The sequence below is a fragment of the Rhizobium sp. R339 genome, assembly GCF_002211395.1.
In the GTDB taxonomy this organism is placed as follows: Bacteria; Pseudomonadota; Alphaproteobacteria; order Rhizobiales; family Rhizobiaceae; genus Rhizobium.
Genome location: NZ_LOKV01000025.1, coordinates 22,810 through 40,478 on the forward strand (window position 1 = coordinate 22,810; position 17,669 = coordinate 40,478).

Here is a 17,669-nt window from a genome sequence, read left to right on the forward strand (position 1 = left end):
ATATGCTCGCTCTCGATATTGAAAATCTTGATGTCACTTTCCCCGGCCTCTCCTCGCCGGCGCTGGCGATCGGCCGCCTGTCGATCGAAGCCGGCAGCAGGGTCGCCATCACCGGGGCATCCGGTTCCGGCAAGAGCACCTTCGTCAATATCGTCACCGGGCTGGAGCGGACGCGGCAGGGCCTCATTCGCTGGAACGGCGAGGATATTGCGGGCTTTTCCGAAAGCCGGCGGGATCGGTTCCGCGCCTCCAATATCGGCCTCGTCATGCAGGAGTTTCATCTTTTCCCAGGCCTGTCGGCGCTGGAAAACGTCCTTCTGCCCGCGCGTCTTACCGGCGCTGCCACAGCCGCCATCATCGAGCGGGCGCATGCGCTTTTGAGCATGGTCGGTCTTTCCCGTCCCGGCCAGAAGATCGAGACCATGTCGCGCGGCGAGATGCAGCGCGTGGCGATCGCCCGGGCGCTGCTGCGCAAGCCGGGCGTCATCATCGCCGACGAGCCGACAGCGAGCCTCGATGCCGAGAGCGGCGAGGCCGTTGGCGATCTCATCCTCGATCTTGCCATGGCCGAAGGCAGCACGTTGATCGTCGTTTCGCACGACCAGCGCCTGGCCGGCCGACTCGACCGGCGCATTACCTTACGTTCCGGCCGGATCAGCGACGATTCCGCTGCTGCGGCAGGGGAGGCTGCATGATCCGCTTCATCCTCGCCGATCTTCGCCGTCTCTGGGCGGGATCGCTGGTGGTCGTGCTGCTGGTGACGCTTGCGACCGCACTCGGCGTTTCGGTCGTGCTGCAGGAGCGGGCGCTTCGTCTGGGCAGCGCCCGCGCCGCCGACAAGTTCGATCTCGTCATCGGCGCCGGCGGCAGCGAGACGCAGCTCGTGCTGTCCTCCGTCTTCCTGCAGCCCTCGCCTTTGCCGCTGATGCCGGGCGACGTGCTGGCGAGGCTTGCCGCCGACCCCCGTGTCGACTGGGCCGCTCCGATTGGCTTCGGCGATTCCTTCTCCGGCTATCCCATCGTCGGCACGACGGTGGCGTTGGCGGACAAGCTCTCCGGCGGCTTTGCCGAGGGCAGGGTTTTCGCGCGCGAGGGAGAGGCGGTGATCGGCTCCGCCGTCAAGCTGCCGCTCGGCGGCGAGATCAAGCCGATGCACGGCTCGGCGGAAGAGGGAGGCGAGACCCACACCGAACTCGTCTATCATATCGCCGGCCGCCTGCAGCCCACGGGAACGGCCTGGGACCGGGCCATTCTCGTTCCGATCCAAGCCGTCTGGCACATTCATGGGCTGGGAGCAGAGGGACACGCGGAAGGCGCCGAGGAGGCAGAGCACGATCATGAGCAGGCCGGCGCCGATCACGATGCGCATGAGCATGAACATCATGGCGAAGCCGACCCGGATGCCGCGCTTGACGAAAGCTGGACCGCGAATGCTCCCGGCCTTCCCGCCATCCTCGTCAAGCCGAAGTCGATCGCCGACGCTTACAAGCTGCGGCAGGACTATCGCAGCGGCAATACCATCGCCGTTTTCCCGGGCGAGGTGCTGACCAATCTCTACGCCACGCTCGGCGACGCCAAGCAGATCCTCGTCGCGGTTGCTTCCGGCGCGCAGACACTCGTGGCGGCCTCGCTCGTTCTGGTCACTATCATCCATATCGGCCAACGCCGCCGCCAGATCGGCGCGCTGAGAGCCTTCGGCGCACCGCGCGGCGCGATCTTCGGCATCGTCTGGCTGGAGTTCTTCACCCTCGTCGCAGCCGGCATCGGGTTCGGATTCGCACTCGGCTTTGCCGTAGCGCTGACCTTGTCAGGCCTGTTCTCGCAGACCAGTGGCATTGCCATGCCGGTCGGCTTTGCCCGGGAAGATCTCGCGCTTGCCGCGGTGCTGCTCGGCTTTGCCGCGATTCTTGCCGCGCTGCCGGCGGTGCTCGCCTACAGGCAATCGCCGGCGCAGGCACTGAGGGCATAGCCGCAGAGGCGCGTCTCAAGGGCGGCGTATGGCTGGATGTGGATAACACGCTCGCCGTTGTTAGACTAAAGTCATAATCCCAAAGCATCCCTCTTTTTGGTCTGCCGTTTCTGGCACACTCTCGTCAGGCGTGTCGCGGCCGGGGATTTGCTTTTGAGGAGAGAGTGGGTCGCGCGCGTTGCTCATCACTCTGTGGAGGACAGACAATGGCAAATGTCGCAAGCATCGACGGCGCGAAGGCCGGTCCGATGACGGGCGAGGAGAAGAAGGTCATCTTCGCTTCCTCGCTCGGCACCGTTTTCGAATGGTACGATTTCTATCTTTACGGTTCGCTCGCCACCTATATCGGCGCGACCTACTTCACCCAATATCCCGAGGCAACGCGCAACATTTTCACGTTGCTCGCCTTTGCCGCCGGCTTCCTGGTGCGTCCTTTCGGTGCGCTGGTGTTCGGACGTCTCGGCGATCTCGTCGGCCGCAAATACACCTTCCTCGTGACGATCATGATCATGGGTCTGTCGACCTTCCTCGTCGGCATCCTGCCAGGCGCGGCCACGATCGGCATTGCAGCTCCGATCATCCTGATCGGCCTGCGTCTGCTCCAGGGTCTGGCGCTTGGCGGTGAATACGGCGGTGCGGCAACCTATGTCGCCGAACATGCGCCGAACGGGCGCCGCGGCTACTTCACGTCATGGATCCAGACGACGGCGACGCTCGGCCTTTTCCTGTCGCTGATCGTCATCATTGTCGTTCAGTCCATCATGGGCCCGGCTCAATTCGCCGCCTGGGGCTGGCGCATTCCGTTCCTGGTTTCGGTCGTCCTGCTCGGCATTTCCGTCTGGATCCGCCTTAAGATGAACGAATCGCCCGCATTCCAGCGCATGAAGGCGGAAGGCAAGGGCTCCAAGGCGCCGCTGACCGAAGCCTTCGGCCAATGGCGCAACGCCAAGATCGCGATCATCGCGCTTCTCGGCGCCACGATGGGCCAGGCGGTCGTTTGGTACGGCGGCCAGTTCTATGCGCTGTTCTTCCTGCAGAACGTGCTGAAGGTGGATCTGCAATCGGCCAACATCATGGTCGCCATCGCGCTCCTGCTCGCAACGCCCTTCTTCGTCATCTTCGGCTCTCTCTCCGACAAGATCGGCCGCAAGCCGATCATCATGGCCGGCCTTCTCATCGCCGCGGTGACCTATAATCCGCTGTTCAAGGCGATGACCTGGGCGGCAAACCCGGCTCTTGCCGAAGCGCAGGCTTCGATCCGCGCGACGGTCACGGCCGATCCCGCGGACTGCAAGTTCCAGTTCAACCCGACTGGCACGGCGAAATTCACCAGCTCCTGCGACGTGGCGACGGCGTTCCTGACGAAGAACTCGGTGCCTTATGACGTCGTGGCCGGCCCTGCCGGACAGCCGGCGACCGTGAAGATCGGCAACGCGACAGTGACGAGCTTCGACGCCGCTGCCGCCGGCGACAAGGCCAAGGGCATGGCTGCCGCCTTCGAAAAGAGCGTCAACATCGCACTTCACGATGCGGGCTATCCGCTGAAGCGCGGCGTCGCCAAGGTGCCGGATGCCAAGCTCGATGCCTTCATCGCCGCCAATCCGGAACTGGCGCTCAATGCCGAAACCATCCGCGCCGGCGAGAAGGAAACCATGCCGGCAGCCAAGTTGGTCGAAGGCAAGCTGCTGACGGCGGATGAGGCCAATGGCGTTACGGACATGGCGGTCTACAACATCGCCAACGGCGGCACTTTCGCCATGACCGCCGATCCCGCCCGCGTCAACTGGGTCGGCACGATCGCCATCCTGTTCGTCCTCGTCCTCTATGTGACGATGGTCTACGGCCCGATTGCGGCCCTTCTGGTCGAGCTCTTCCCGACCCGCATCCGCTATACCGGCATGTCGCTGCCCTATCACATCGGCAACGGCTGGTTCGGCGGCCTGCTGCCGGCAACGGCCTTCGCGATGAGCGCAGCGGCGGGCGATATCTACTACGGTCTCTGGTATCCGATCGTCTTTGCGGCGATCACGTTGGTGATCGGCCTGATCTTCCTGCCGGAAACAAAGAACAGGGACATCCACGCAATGGATTGATGACGCGCTCGCGTCTCAGAAGCTTAAGAAACCGGCCCGGCGCTCACAAGGCGCCGGGCTTTTCCATGTCAGGGAAAAGGCGCTTGGCGAGCGGCCAGCCGTCCGGCGCCAGTTTGAAAAGTAAGCCGCAGCGGGCAAAGACGATCGCCGTCAGCAGCGAGAACCAGCCGCCGAAGGCAAGGCCGGCGATGACATCGCTCGGATAATGGGCGCCGACCATGACACGCGTCATGCCGAGCCAGATGGCGCAGGCGATGAAGGCAACGCGGTAGCGCGGAAACAGAAGCGCACAGGCGGCGAAGAAGGCGCCGACCGTGGTGGAGTGACCGGAGGGAAAGCTTTCGAAAGCGGAACGGCCTGAAAAGGGTGTGAAAGAAAACATGCCGTAGTCGTGGAAGTGATCGGGGCGAGCCCTTCCGATCGCCCGCTTCAGGAGATTGGCGAGAAGCCCGGAGAAAACGACCGTAGTGAAGAGATAGGCGCCGATCCAACTGACATAGAGTGCCTGCGCCCTGGAGCGCGCCGTCTTCAATAGCTTGTAGCCCGCCCTGCCCTGAAAGAAGAGCAGGATGCTGGTCAGGATCAGCCAGGCGGAGTCGCCGAAGCCGGTCAGAAGCTCGCCAAGCTGCTTCACCGGCGCTGGAGGCTCGCTGGCGCCGATCGGCGCATCGAAGAGCAGCATGGAAAGCATTACGGCATTGATCGTGATGAAGAGGCAGGCCTGCCAGCGCAAAGGCGGCATGGCCGCGCCGCTCCGGCGCCAGCGCCTGTCCAGGGAAGCCCAAAAAGCCCGCATTCCGTCGTCCGTTCGATTGGCCTTCGAGCGCCTGCGCATCCGACAGGCGTTCTCACTTTTGAATTGGCGCACAAGCCGGAAGTCGCTTCCGGCCGCCGAATGCGCCCGTTAAGTCGGCGCAAAAATACACGAGATTATGGCCGAGGATAGTCCGTTTCGGATAAATCGGCCAAGCTGACGGCTTGTCTGTTCCGATAAAAAGCCCTCCGCATGGGTGATGCGAAGGGCTGGAGCTGTTTCACGTGAAATATATCAGGCGGAAAGCGCCTTAAACTCGGCGAGGATCGCATCGCCCATCTCGACGGTGCCGACCTGCCTTGCGCCATCGGCCATGATATCGCCGGTGCGGATGCCCTTGTCGAGCACGTTGGCGATCGCCCTCTCCAGGTCGTCGGCTTCCTTCACCATGTTGAAGGAGTAACGCAGGCACATGGCGAAGGAGGCGATCATGGCGATCGGATTGGCAACGCCCTTGCCGGCGATATCGGGGGCGGAGCCGTGCACCGGCTCGTAGAGCGCCTTGCGCTTGCCGGTCTTGCCGTCGGGCGCGCCGAGTGAAGCCGAGGGCAGCATGCCGAGCGAGCCGGTCAGCATGGCGGCGACGTCGGAGAGCATGTCGCCGAAGAGATTGTCTGTGACGATGACGTCGAACTGCTTGGGCTGGCGCACGAGCTGCATGCCGCCGGCATCGGCGAGCATATGTTCGAGCTGGACGTCGGAATATTTCGCCTTGTGCGTCTCGGTCACCACCTGGTTCCAGAGCACGCCCGACTTCATGACGTTGCGCTTTTCCATGGAGCAGACGCGGTTCTGGCGCGTGCGAGCCATTTCGAAGGCGACGCCGGCAATGCGTTCGATCTCGTAAGTGTCGTAGACCTGGGTGTCGATGCCGCGCTTCTGGCCGTTGCCGAGATCGATGATCTCCTTCGGCTCGCCGAAATAGACGCCGCCCGTCAGCTCGCGGATGATCAGGATGTCAAGACCTTCGACCAGCTCCGGCTTCAGCGAGGAGGCCGCGGCAAGAGCCGGATAGCAGATGGCGGGACGCAGATTGGCGAAAAGCTGCAGATCCTTGCGCAGGCGAAGCAAGCCGGCTTCCGGACGGACTTCGTAAGGCACGCTATCCCATTTCGGGCCGCCGACGGCGCCGAAGAGAACGGCATCGGCGGCGAGCGCCTTCTGCATGTCGGCTTCCGAGATCGCCGCGCCATGGGCATCATAGGCGGAGCCGCCGACAAGGCCCTCGTCGGTAACGAAACCGGCATTCATCGCCTCGTTCATATAGGCGATGATCTTGCGGACCTCGCCCATGGCCTCGGGACCGATGCCGTCGCCCGGCAGCAGGAAAAGATTGCGCGCTGTCATGAAACCCTCCTGGAAAAACAAGTTGCGGCTTCTTAGACCCCGGAAATGGGCATTTCAAGCGACAGAAGGGATGAATCGGTACGCTTCGCTGCCGGTTGCTCCTCTACCCGCAATCGGATTAGAACGGGCGTTCTATCTTTTACGACCGCGGATGTTTGCTATGGCTTCAGCTCCTCTCCATCTCGATACGCCGCTGGTTCGCACGGCTCCCGGCTACAGCGCCAGCGGCAAGCCGCTCTGGCTGAAGCTCGACGCGCTGCAGCCTTCCGGCAGCTTCAAGCTGCGCGGCGTCGGCCGGCTTTGCCAGCACGCGGTGGAAAATGGCGCGCGCGAGATCTTCTGCGCCTCCGGCGGCAATGCCGGCATAGCCGCGGCCTATGCCGGCCGGGCGCTCGGCGTGCCTGTGACGATCGTCGTGCCGGAGACGACGGCGGGCGATGTCCGGCAGACGATTGCCGCGACAGGCGCCAATGTTCTCGTTCACGGCTCGGTTTTCGATGAAGCCAATGCCCATGCGGTCGCCCTCGCCGAGAGCCGCGAGGCGACCTATGTGCACCCTTTCGACCATCCGCTTCTGTGGGATGGCCATGCCACGCTGGTCGACGAGGTGGTGGCGAAGGGCGCGGCATTCGATTGCGTCGTCACCAGCGTCGGCGGCGGCGGGCTGCTTGCCGGCATCGTCGAGGGGCTGAAGCGGAACGGGCTTTCAGACGTCCCGGTCATTGCCGTCGAGACCGAAGGGGCGGCCTCGCTCCATGAAAGCCTCAAGGCAAATGAGCGTATTATGCTCCCAGCCATTACCTCGATCGCCAATTCGCTCGGCGCACGGCAGGTGGCGCAGCATGTCTTCGACCTGCCGAAACAGCACCCGATCGAAAGCGTTCTCGTCAGCGATGCCGATGCCGTTGCCGCCTGCCTGAAATTTGCCGATGCACACCGCATTCTGGTCGAGCCTGCCTGCGGGGCGGCGCTTGCCGTTGCCGATGTGCATGCCGGGCTGCTGGCGCGCTTCGACAATCCGCTCATCGAAGTCTGCGGCGGCATCGGCGTGTCGCTGGAAAAGCTGAGGCTCTGGAAAGAGAAGTTTCTCTGATCTGTTATCAAAGAAAAAGCCGGGCGAAGGCCCGGCTTGATCGATCGTCATTCGTTCGGGCTCAGGCAGCCCAAGGATGCACAGAGGCGTTCTTCTTTTCGAATTCGTCGATCGCCTTGCCCTTTTCCATGGTCAGGCCGATATCGTCGAGGCCGTTCAGCAGGCAGTGGCGCTTGAACGCATCGAGATCGAACTTGATCGAGCCGCCATCGGGACCGGTGATTTCGAGGTTCTCCAGGTCAATCGTCAGAATGGCGTTGGAGCCGCGCGAGGCGTCGTCCATCAGCTTGTCGAGATCTTCCTGGCTGACCTTGATCGGCAGGATGCCGTTCTTGAAGCAGTTATTGTAGAAAATGTCGGCGAAGCTGGTGGAGATCACGCAGCGGATGCCGAAATCGAGCAGCGCCCAGGGCGCGTGTTCGCGCGAGGAGCCGCAGCCGAAATTGTCGCCGGCAACCAGGATCTTGGCATCGCGATAGGCCGGCTTGTTCAGCACGAAATCAGCGTTTTCGGATCCATCTTCATTGTAACGGGCTTCGGCGAAAAGGCCGGTGCCGAGGCCGGTGCGCTTGATGGTCTTCAGATAGTCCTTCGGAATGATCATGTCGGTGTCGATGTTGACGACCGGCAGGGGCGCCGCAACGCCCGTGAGCTTCACGAATTTATCCATGACCCATGCTCCATTTCAGCAAATGTACTTTCCTGAATGTGCATCTAGTCCAGTTTTTCGCCGAAATGAAGGAGAATCTTTCTAAAGTGGCGGCCACGCGACGTTTCGCGCGGCCGCAAGAGTGCCTGGGTTCTTACTTGGTCGGGGCGTTCAGGCCCCAGAGAACGCCGAAAGGATCGCGAAGCTGGCCGTAGCGGTCGCCCCAGAACATCAGTTCGATCGGCATGACGACCTCGGCGCCGGCGGCAACCGCGCGCTCCCACCAGAAATCGATATCGTCGATAACAAGCTGGATGGCGAAGCCTTCATGGCCTTTGAAGGGATGGCCGTATTCCGGATAGGCATCCGCCAGCATGAGGGAGCTGCCGTTGATATAGAGATGCACATGCATCGTCCGGCCGCTCTCGTCGACCGGCACCCTGTGCGCTTCTTCAGCGCCGAAAGCCTTCTTGTAGAATTCCGCGGCCTTCACCGCGCCTTCGACCGTCAGATAGGGCAGCAAGCCATTCTTGACCGGCGGCATTTTAACCGGATTGTTTTCCGTCGTCGTATCCATGCTCGTCCTCCATCGTTTTCAAGCGCCGGCGGAATGCCTGGCTGCTTCAAGGACGTAGCATGGAAGCATGATCCGACAATGTCGGTCAGTTTTTATGCAAAGCGGCTTAGAGATCGATGATTGTGCCGCGGCCGTCGTTCCAGATGCGCATCTCAGGCTTACGGTTGTTCGCCTTGGCACGGACCGGAGCGGGCTTCATCTTCATCGAAAGCGCGCGGCCGACCATGAGCACGGTCAAAATGCCGCCGACGGCGAGCGTCACCGAGAAGGTGAGAAGCAGCATGGCCACGACAACCGTGGCGCCGGCAAGCATGATGAAGATGGAGCGTATGTTCTGCATGGGTTCGAGACCTTTCTTCGGAAAGGAATGTGGTCCTTCTTTTTCCTCTCTGCAAGGCAAGCATGGCTTTTTGTTGTCTTGCCGGGCTTTGCGAAGCTTGGCACTAATATTCCATGAGCCGAACCGTATCTCTCCGTTCCTTCAATCTGCGCCGCTCGGTGCTGAGCGTACCCGCCATCAATCTGCGCGCGCTTGAGAAGGCCCATTCCCTTGATTGCGATGCCGTTATTCTCGATCTGGAGGATTCCGTCGCACCGGAGAAGAAGGCGGAGGCGCGGGAAAATCTGAGACGGTTTTTTGCCTGGCCGCCGCTTGAGGGCAAGGAAAGGATCGTCCGCATCAATTCTTTGTCATCCGAGTTCGGAGAGGCGGATCTCGACCTGGTCAAGGATGTTTTGCCCGATGCCGTTCTCTTGCCGAAGGTGGACGAGCCCCAGGATGTCATGGCAGCCGGCGATCTTCTCGTGGAAGCGGATGCGCCGGAGGAGTTGCGGATCTGGGCGATGATCGAAACGCCGCGCGGCGTGCTGAATGTCGGGGCGATCGCCGAAGCCGGCCGCACGCCGGGATCGCGGCTCGATTGCCTCGTCGTCGGCCTCAACGACCTGCGCAAGGAAACGGGCGTGCTGCCGCAGCCGGGGCGGAACTATCTCGTGCCCTGGCTGATGCAGGTGATCCTGGCGGTCAAGGCTTACGGGCTCGATGCGCTCGACAGCGTCTTCAACGATTTTAAGGATAGCGAAGGCTTCGATGCCGAATGCGGGCAGGGCCGCGCCATGGGTTTTGCCGGCAAGATGCTGATCCATCCCTCGCAGATTGCGGCCGCCAACCGGCATTTCGGACCGAGCGCGGAGGAGATAAGGGAAGCCGAAGCGATCATATCAGCCTTTGCCGACCCTGAGGCCGAGGGCCTCAACGTCATCAATGCGGGCGGGCGGATGATCGAGCGGCTGCACCTTGTCCAGGCCGAAGCTCTGGTCCATAAAGCTCGCCTGATTTCTGCAAGAAAGCCCGCCTGATGAAACTCTATCGCTTCCTGACCGGCCCCGACGACGCTTCCTTCTGCCATAAGGTGACTGCCGCCCTCAATAAGGGCTGGTCGCTGGAGGGCTCGCCGACCTATGCCTTCAACGCCGCGACCGGTGCGATGCAGTGCGGCCAGGCCGTCGTCAAGAATGTCGAGGGCAAGGATTACGATCCTGAGATGAAGCTCTCGGAGCAATAAGACTTCGTGCCGGGATTGAGCGCCTAACGCTCGGCGGCTTCCTCGGCGCTTGCCTCGATCCGCTCCATATCCTCGTCGCTCAGCCCGAAATGGTGGCCGATCTCGTGGATCAAGACATGAGTGATGATATCGCCGAGCGTTTCGTCGTTTTCCGCCCAATAATCGAGGATGGGACGCCGGTAGAGGCGGATGCGGTTCGGCATCTCGCCGGTTTCCACCGTGAAGCGTTCGGAAATGCCTCTGCCCTCGAAAAGACCGAGTAGGTCGAAAGGGGTTTCCAGCGCCATGTCCTCGAAAACGTCGTCATCGGGGAAGTCCTCGATCTCGATCGTGAGGTTGGTGGTCAGCTGGCGGAATTCGTTCGGCAAGTGGCTATAGGCCTCCATGGCCAGCGACTCGAAAGTGCTGATCGTCGGCGCATGGCGGTCCCGCCAATCATCGCTCAGGTCTATGCGGGCCATGAATGTTCCTTCCTTTGCGGGCCCATATAGAACCTTTATCGCGGTTTTTCGAGTGTGGAATCAAAGGCAGGAATAAATTCATAGAAAATGGTTGTTGACTCTTCTCCGGCTCTCTGGAATCCATAAGAACATAACAGGAACACGACGGACGGAGTGAACGCCATGGCGCAGAACGCCCTGGCGCGCGAGCGGCTTTTTGCGCTCCGCGAAACCATCGCTAAGCTGGAAGGAAAGCCTGCGCCGACGCTTGCGGCGGCGGAGCGGGAAGCCTTGGCAGAGGGACGCAAGACGCGCCAGGAGCGCATTCTGCCATCCCTGCCGTTCGGAGTGGAGCTTCTCGATCGGGCGCTGGAGGGCGGCCTATCCCTCGATGCGATTACCGAATTCCGTTCCGCGCTGTCTCGCGATGCCGGCGCGGCAAGCGGACTGGCGATGGCTGTTGCCGCGCGGCTGCAGAAACAGGAATCAGATGCCGGCAGGCTTATGCCGCTGCTCTGGATCGGCGATGCAGTCGGTACGCTGGAGGCCGGCCGTCCCTATGCTCCCGGGCTTCGGGATTTCGGGTTGAGCCCTGAGCGATTTCTCCATGCCGCGCCACGCAAGCTGGACGAAGCGCTCTGGCTGGCGGAGGCGGCGGTGGAAAGCGCTGCATTCTCGGCCGTCATCCTCGAAGTGCGGGGCAATCCTGCGCATTTCGGGCTGACCGAAAGCCGCAGGCTCAGCCTCAGGGCGCATGCTGCCCGCCGTCCGCTCTTTCTCGTGCGGCAGGCAGGGGCGGAGGAGGCCAGCAGTGCCGCCTTCCGCCTGCATGTCGAACCGGGACTGTCTGGTCTGCGGCCATTGCCCGACGGATCGAAGCTTACCGGCAGCATCGGCAATCCGATTTTCCGTCTCACGCTGGAGAAGAGCCGCAATCCGGCCCCGCTCTCCTTTCTCCTGGAGTGGAACCCCCATGAACGCGAATTTTTCCCTGTCACCGAACCAAACCTCATTCGCCCTCCAGGCGAACAGTCAGCGCATTCTGGCGCTCAGCTTCCCGCATCTGGCAACAGACCGCATCGCCCGCAGACGATGGGGACTCTCGTGGCGTTCGAAAGGGCGTCCTGAAGCGGCACCGATCGTCTGTTCCGGCAAGCTCAACAATGCGATGCGGCTGACGGCGCTGGACGAATTGGCCGAGCGGCTGGGGCTGAAAAAGGATCAGGGCGTTGCCGAGGCACGCGCCATGTATCCGACGCTCGAGGTGGTGGAAGAAGATCCGGCCGCCGACCGACGGCTGCTGGAGGCAATTGCCGACTGGTGCGATCGTTATACGCCTTTGGTGGCATACGACGGCAAGGACGGCCTGTTTCTCGACATTACCGGCTGCACGCATCTTTTCGGCGGAGAGAAGGCGCTTCTCAAGGACGTTCTGTCGCGGCTCTTTCATATGGGGATCGATGCGCGCGGCGCGATCTCATCGTCGCCGGGCCTTTCCTGGGCCGTGTCGCGTTTCGGGCAAAGCGGTGTGATCGGGGAGGAGGAGAGGGAGCATGTGCTGATGTCTTTACCGATCGCAGCCTTGCGGCTGCAAGGGCAAACCGTCGATGGGCTGAAGAAGCTCGGTCTGAAATATATCGGCGACGTCATCAATGCGCCGCGGGCGCCGCTGACCCGCCGGTTCGGGCCGGAATTGCTTCTGCGTCTCGACCAGGCGCTAGGGCATGAAGAAGAACCTGTTTCGCCCCGTCGCCCCGTCGCCAGTCTTTCGGCAGAAAGCCGCCTGATCGAGCCCATCGGAACGGAGGAACAGATCCTTGCCGTCACCAGGCAGGTCGCCGTGTCGCTGCAGCCGTCGCTGGAGGCACGAGGCGCCGGCGGGCGGGTGTTCGAATTGGTTCTATTCCGCGTCGACGGCAGGGTCTTCCGTATTTCCGTCGGCGCTTCGCAACCGCTTCGCGAACCGAAATTTATCGCCGGGCTTTTTTCCGAACGACTCCAGGCGGTCTATGACGATCTCGATGCCGGCTATGGTTTCGAGATCGTCCGGCTGAATGTGTTGCGGCACGATCCCTTCAACGAAGCGCAGGCTGATTTCGAGGGCGATCGTCAGGCAGAAATCTCCCTTTCGGCTTTCGTCGACCGTGTCTCCGCCCGGCTGGGTGCGGATTGTCTGCAAAGCTTCCAACTCCGTGAGAGCCATGTGCCGGAACGCGCCGTCATCACAGTTTCGACGATGGATAAGCTTTCAAGACGAGGGAAGGCGGAACAGAGCGGTTCTCTCCCTTTCCGCGAAGAGCGTCCGTTGCGGCTTTTTGCAATGCCGGAGCCTGTCGAGACTGTACTCGCCGAAGTGCCGGATGGCCCGCCGCAGATCTTCCGCTGGCGGCGCATGCAGCACCAAGTGGCAAAAAGCGAAGGTCCGGAGCGGATTGCCATGGAATGGTGGATCGACGGAAGCGACGCGGAGGCGCGCGATTATTTCCGTATCGAGGATGAGGCCGGGCACCGCTTCTGGATTTATCGCCGAGGGTTCTATGGCCAGGAGCTCGATCCTCGCTGGTTCATGCATGGGGTATTCGCATGAAACTCGAGCCTGCATTCTTCGAAATCGGCACCAAAACGAACTTCTCGTTCCTCGAAGGCGCCTCAGGCCCCGAGGAGATGGTCGTACAGGCCGCCCATCTCAAACTTGGTGGTCTCGGAATTGCGGACCGGAATTCGGTTGCCGGCGTGGTCAGGGCACATGCGCAGGCGTTGCAGCTTGAGGAGAGATACAAGAACAGGGATATGATTATGGCCCAAGCGGAGAAGGACGGGAAGAAAGAAGTAATTCTCGATCCTATCCGGGTTCAGCCGGGCGCTCGTCTCGTTTTTTCCGATCATACGCCTGATATCCTTGCCTACCCACGCAATCGGCGAGGCTGGGCAAATCTCTGTCGTCTCCTGAGCGCCGGCAATCTGAAGGAGGAAGCAGTCAAGGGAACCTGCATCTTAACGGAAGCGGAATTCATGGAATGGGGCGACGAGATGATGCTTGCACTCGTTCCCGATCGCACTCTTGTCGAGACCCAAGCCGGCCAGTCGGCGCTGGAGGATTATCTGGAACGGTTTCGCAGACGGTTCCGCAAGGCTTTTTATATGTCATTGGCGCCAACCTATGACGGTCGCGACAGGCAGGTCTTTGCGGCGCTTGCCATGCTTGCCGCCCGAAATCGCGTGCCGTTGATCGCGACCAACCAGCCGCTTTACCACCATCCTGAACGCCGGCCCCTTTCGGATGTCGTGATCGCGATCCGGGAGCATGTGCAGATATCGCAAGCCGGATTCCTGCTGGCGCCGAATGCCGAGCGCTATCTCAAGGATTCACGTGAAATGGTCCGGATCTTCCGAGACTATCCTGGTGCGATCGAAAATACGCAGACCTTTTTCGGGAAGTTGACCTTTTCGCTGAAGGAACTGGAGCATAATTATCCGCCTGAAAACGATCCCGGCGAAACGCCGCAGGAGACCCTCGAGAGACTGACAAGGGCGGGGGCGGCAAAGCGCTATCCCGAGGGGATTCCTGCCAAAGTTGCGCCGCAGATCGAGTATGAACTCGATCTCATCGGAAAGAAGAACTATGCCTCCTATTTCCTGACGGTTCACAGGATCATCCAGCACGCCCGTTATAAGCTCAAGGTCTTGTGCCAGGGACGCGGATCGGCGGCGAATTCGGTCATCTGCTATTGTCTCGAAATAACGGAGGTTAATCCTGAAAAGAGCACGCTGCTCTTCGACCGCTTCATTTCGATGGACCGGGACGAACCGCCGGATATCGACGTCGATTTCGAGCATGACCGGCGTGAAGAGGTCATCCAGTTCATCTACAAAAACTACAAAAGAGAACATGCCGGGCTGACCGCAGGGGTTACCACCTACCGCACCCGTTCGGCCGGCCGCGAGGTCGCCAAGGCCTTCGGCCTGTCGGAGGATGTTCAGTCGGCGATCAGCAGTCTCGTCTGGGGCTGGTCGGAGGACAATCTCTCCGATCGGGATGCGAAGGCGGCCGGTCTCGACGTCAAGGATCCGGTGACCCAGAACGTGCTGAAATATGCCTCCGAGCTTCTCGGCTTTCCGCGCCACCTCACCCAGCATGTCGGCGGCTTCGTCATCACACGGGACAGGCTCGACGAGGTCGTCCCGATCATGAAGACGGCGATGCCGGATCGATACATGATCGAATGGGACAAGGACGACCTCGACAACGTCAAGATCCTCAAGGTGGATGTATTGGCGCTCGGGATGCTGACCTGTCTGCGCAAGGCCTTTTCGCTGCTTGAACTACATTATGATGTCAAGAAGACGCTGGCAGATCTCGGCAATAAGGAACATGGGGAAGAGGGCAGACCGGTCTATGAGATGATGGGCCGGGCCGACACGCTTGGGGTCTTCCAGATCGAGAGCCGGGCACAGATGAGCATGCTGCCGCGTCTGAAGCCGAAGGAATTCTACGACCTTGTTATCGAGGTGGCGATCGTCCGGCCGGGACCGATCCAGGGCGATATGGTCCATCCCTATCTGAAACGCCGGGAGCAGCGCGCCAGGAACATCCCGATCGAATATCCGAGCAAGGAGCTGGAAGCGGTCCTCGAAAGAACCCTCGGCGTGCCCCTGTTTCAGGAGCAGGCGATGCAGATCGCCATCACCGCTGCAGGCTTCAAACCAGCAGAGGCCGACAAGCTTCGTAGGGCGATGGCGACATTCAAGCGAACCGGCACGATTGGCGATTTCGAAAAGCGGTTCATCGAGGGAATGGTTTCAAAGAATTACGATCCAGAATTCGCCAAGCAATGCTTCAATCAGATCAAGGGATTCGGTGAGTATGGCTTTCCGGAAAGCCACGCCGCTTCCTTCGCGCTGCTCGTCTATGCCTCGTCCTGGGTCAAGGCCTATTATCCCGATGTCTTCTGTGCGGCGATGCTGAATTCTCAGCCGATGGGGTTTTATGCTCCGGCCCAGTTGGTGCGAGATGCGCGCGAACATGGGGTAAAGATCTTGCCGGTCGACATCAATGAATCGGACTGGGACTGTACTTTGGAAGAGGCTGCCTTCGACCGGAAAGCAGTCGATTTCCGGCACGACAAGATGCGCGAGGTCATCAAGAGCCGGCATGCGGTGCGGCTGGGCTTCCGGCAGATCAAGGGTCTCTCGTTGGACGAGATGGAAAGGCTTGTCGCTAATCGAGGTCAGAAATATGCGTCAGTTCGCGATCTCTGGCTGCGGTCCGGTTTGCAAAAATCCGTCATCGAGCGACTGGCGGATGCGGACGCATTCCGCTCCATCAATCTGTCACGGCGCGAAGCGCTTTGGGCTGTAAGGGCATTGGATGTGAAGAGCGCGGCCGAAGAACTACCCCTTTTTGAACAAGTCCGTCATGTCGATCTCCAGCCTGAACCCAAGACAAAGCTACCGGACATGCAGCCGGGCGAGCAGGTGATCGAGGATTATCGTTATCTCTCACTGTCGCTGAAGGCGCATCCGGTTTCCTTCCTGCGCGAGGAGTTTCAGAAGATCGGCATCACGCGCAATGTCGATCTTCTGAGGGTGCCGAACGGAAAGAGGGTGACGATCGCCGGCCTCGTGTTGGTGCGTCAGCGGCCGGGTTCGGCCAAGGGCGTGATCTTCATGACGCTGGAGGACGAGACCGGGGTCGCCAATGCGATCGTCTGGAACACGGTATTCGACAAATACCGGGCGGTGGTCATGGGCGCCCGGCTCGTGAAGATCCGCGGCAGGCTGCAAAGCCATAGCGGCGTGATTCATACCGTCGTCGAGCATATTGAGGACATGACGCCGGCGCTCGGCATCCTGCAGCGCGAGGCCCGGCGTTTCGGCGCCTGCGAACGTTCGGACGAGGTGCTGAGGCCGGGAATCGACCAGCGCCAGGCCGCGGATGCGCGCAAGAGGCCGGGGCAGGAAAGAGGGACAGCTGCCGCAAGCCGCCATGCAGGCGTGGCGGAAACTGCCGAAGTCATGCCGCGCGGGCGGAACTTCCATTGAAGCGCACCGCCTCGGCCGGGATCATCCGGCGTGCTTTTGCGGGTTGAATTCATCGTCGCGGACGTGCGGCATCATATTAGACAATCTGCAACAGTCCCCGCCTGACGTTGCTCCCTAAGCGATCGGATTCGAATTTTTTCTTGACAGCCACCATCTTCTTTAGCAGAAAACACGATAGTCAGTGTCATGTTTGGAAATGAAGACGTGCTTGTCTGCAGCTGCAATTACATAACCGACAAGGAAATCCGGGAGGTTATCACCAACCTTCTCGATGAAGACTGTTGGCAGCTTATCGTGCCGGCGAAGGTCTACCACGCCATGGAAAAACGCGGCCGCTGCTGCGGCTGTTTCCCCAACGTGGTCGACATCATTATCCAGACGACCGAGGAATATCACGCCCGTCGCCACTCGACGGAAGCCGAAATATTTGATTTCATGTCGCGCTTGAAGCAATTCCATGAGGAAAACAGGAGAGCGGACATTGAAAGGCGACAAAAAGGTCATCGAGCGGCTTAACGAGGCATTGTTCCTCGAACTCGGTGCGGTCAACCAATATTGGGTTCACTATCGTCTTCTTGAAGATTGGGGCTACACCAAGCTCGCCAAGAAGGAGCGCGCCGAATCCATCGAAGAGATGCACCATGCCGACCGGCTCGTTGCACGCATCATCTTCCTCGAAGGTCATCCCAATCTGCAGACCCTCGCGCCTCTGCGAATCGGCCAGAACGTCAAGGAAGTCCTGGAAGCCGATCTTGCCGGCGAATACGATGCCCGCACGGCCTACAAGAAGTCGCGCGATATCTGTCACGAGGCCGGCGACTACGTTTCGATGAAGCTCTTCGAAGAGCTGCTGATGGATGAGGAAGGCCATATCGACTTCCTCGAAACCCAGCTCGATCTGCTCGAGAAAATCGGCGAAAGCAAATACGGCCAGCTCAACGCCGATTCCGCCAACGAAGCCGAATAATTACGAGCGATACCGGCCGTCCCCGACGGCCGGTATCCCGATTCGGCATTGCCGAATGCATAGGCCGCCCTTCTACCGCTTTCCGAATGCGAAGGAGCAGGCCGGTCCGCCCT

The 17,669-nt window shown here is 60.8% G+C and carries 16 protein-coding genes and 1 pseudogene; 11 read left to right on the forward strand and 6 right to left on the reverse strand.

Annotated elements, in window-relative coordinates:
• Positions 1 to 2: 2 nt before the first annotated feature.
• From ATY76_RS25135 to ATY76_RS25145, 3 genes are all read left to right on the forward strand, one after another.
• Positions 3 to 695, forward strand: a complete 693-nt coding sequence (locus ATY76_RS25135; RefSeq protein ID WP_088677395.1) for an ABC transporter ATP-binding protein — start codon at positions 3 to 5, stop codon at positions 693 to 695.
• Positions 692 to 1,969: an ABC transporter permease gene (locus ATY76_RS25140; protein ID WP_088677396.1), complete on the forward strand. Its 1,278-nt coding sequence runs from the start codon at positions 692 to 694 to the stop codon at positions 1,967 to 1,969. Before ATY76_RS25135 ends, ATY76_RS25140 begins: the two co-directional genes overlap by 4 nt.
• Positions 1,970 to 2,175: 206 nt before the next feature.
• Complete coding sequence (locus ATY76_RS25145; RefSeq protein ID WP_088677397.1) at positions 2,176 to 4,062, forward strand: MFS transporter; 1,887 nt, start codon at positions 2,176 to 2,178, stop codon at positions 4,060 to 4,062.
• A gap of 43 nt (positions 4,063 to 4,105) precedes the next feature.
• On the opposite strand, the gene lpxE is transcribed toward ATY76_RS25145, so the two are convergent.
• Both lpxE and leuB read right to left on the reverse strand, forming a co-directional pair.
• A complete protein-coding gene (lpxE, locus tag ATY76_RS25150; RefSeq protein ID WP_190233729.1) occupies positions 4,106 to 4,858 on the reverse strand; it encodes a lipid A 1-phosphatase LpxE in 753 nt (250 codons plus the stop codon).
• A 252-nt stretch (positions 4,859 to 5,110) separates the two neighbouring features.
• A complete protein-coding gene (gene leuB, locus ATY76_RS25155) occupies positions 5,111 to 6,223 on the reverse strand; it encodes a 3-isopropylmalate dehydrogenase (protein WP_088677398.1) in 1,113 nt (370 codons plus the stop codon).
• Positions 6,224 to 6,383: 160 nt separating this feature from the next.
• On the opposite strand from leuB, the gene ATY76_RS25160 reads away from it, so the two are divergent.
• On the forward strand, positions 6,384 to 7,316 hold the full coding sequence (locus ATY76_RS25160) for a pyridoxal-phosphate dependent enzyme (protein ID WP_088677399.1): 933 nt from the start codon (positions 6,384 to 6,386) through the stop codon (positions 7,314 to 7,316).
• Between the two features lie 61 nt (positions 7,317 to 7,377).
• Here the strand turns inward: ATY76_RS25160 and leuD are convergent, their stop codons facing one another.
• The 3 genes from leuD to ATY76_RS25175 all read right to left on the reverse strand — a co-directional run bounded on the left by leuD (position 7,378) and on the right by ATY76_RS25175 (position 8,882).
• On the reverse strand, positions 7,378 to 7,986 hold the full coding sequence (gene leuD / locus ATY76_RS25165; RefSeq protein WP_088677400.1) for a 3-isopropylmalate dehydratase small subunit: 609 nt from the start codon (positions 7,984 to 7,986) through the stop codon (positions 7,378 to 7,380).
• 133 nt (positions 7,987 to 8,119) lie between these two features.
• A complete protein-coding gene (locus ATY76_RS25170; protein ID WP_088677401.1) occupies positions 8,120 to 8,542 on the reverse strand; it encodes a VOC family protein in 423 nt (140 codons plus the stop codon).
• A gap of 106 nt (positions 8,543 to 8,648) precedes the next feature.
• Entirely contained in the window at positions 8,649 to 8,882 is a 234-nt protein-coding gene (locus ATY76_RS25175) for a hypothetical protein (RefSeq protein ID WP_088677402.1), read from the reverse strand.
• A gap of 113 nt (positions 8,883 to 8,995) precedes the next feature.
• Between ATY76_RS25175 and ATY76_RS25180 the strand changes: the two genes are divergently transcribed.
• Together ATY76_RS25180 and ATY76_RS25185 are read left to right on the forward strand one after the other, a co-directional pair.
• Complete coding sequence (locus ATY76_RS25180; RefSeq protein ID WP_088677403.1) at positions 8,996 to 9,901, forward strand: CoA ester lyase; 906 nt, start codon at positions 8,996 to 8,998, stop codon at positions 9,899 to 9,901.
• Positions 9,901 to 10,107, forward strand: coding sequence for a DUF1737 domain-containing protein (locus ATY76_RS25185; protein ID WP_088677404.1), 207 nt, complete (start codon positions 9,901 to 9,903; stop codon positions 10,105 to 10,107). Before ATY76_RS25180 ends, ATY76_RS25185 begins: the two co-directional genes overlap by 1 nt.
• 23 nt (positions 10,108 to 10,130) lie before the next feature.
• Here the strand turns inward: ATY76_RS25185 and ATY76_RS25190 are convergent, their stop codons facing one another.
• The gene (locus tag ATY76_RS25190; RefSeq protein WP_088677405.1) at positions 10,131 to 10,568 is read right to left on the reverse strand and encodes a metallopeptidase family protein; all 438 of its coding nucleotides are present in this window, start codon (positions 10,566 to 10,568) and stop codon (positions 10,131 to 10,133) included.
• Positions 10,569 to 10,730: 162 nt separating this feature from the next.
• On the opposite strand from ATY76_RS25190, the gene ATY76_RS34305 reads away from it, so the two are divergent.
• The 5 genes and pseudogenes from ATY76_RS34305 (at position 10,731) to bfr (ending at position 17,556) form a co-directional block, all read left to right on the forward strand.
• On the forward strand, positions 10,731 to 11,675 hold the full coding sequence (locus ATY76_RS34305) for a hypothetical protein (protein WP_245310080.1): 945 nt from the start codon (positions 10,731 to 10,733) through the stop codon (positions 11,673 to 11,675).
• Between the two features lie 10 nt (positions 11,676 to 11,685).
• Positions 11,686 to 13,134: a DNA polymerase Y family protein gene (locus tag ATY76_RS25195; protein WP_280950946.1), complete on the forward strand. Its 1,449-nt coding sequence runs from the start codon at positions 11,686 to 11,688 to the stop codon at positions 13,132 to 13,134.
• On the forward strand, positions 13,131 to 16,589 hold the full coding sequence (locus ATY76_RS25200; protein ID WP_088677407.1) for an error-prone DNA polymerase: 3,459 nt from the start codon (positions 13,131 to 13,133) through the stop codon (positions 16,587 to 16,589). The genes ATY76_RS25195 and ATY76_RS25200 overlap by 4 nt, the downstream gene beginning before the upstream one ends.
• A 107-nt stretch (positions 16,590 to 16,696) precedes the next feature.
• Positions 16,697 to 17,105: pseudogene (locus ATY76_RS25205) on the forward strand ((2Fe-2S)-binding protein).
• A complete protein-coding gene (gene bfr / locus ATY76_RS25210; protein WP_064696427.1) occupies positions 17,071 to 17,556 on the forward strand; it encodes a bacterioferritin in 486 nt (161 codons plus the stop codon). Before ATY76_RS25205 ends, bfr begins: the two are co-directional and overlap by 35 nt.
• Positions 17,557 to 17,669: the final 113 nt, after the last annotated feature.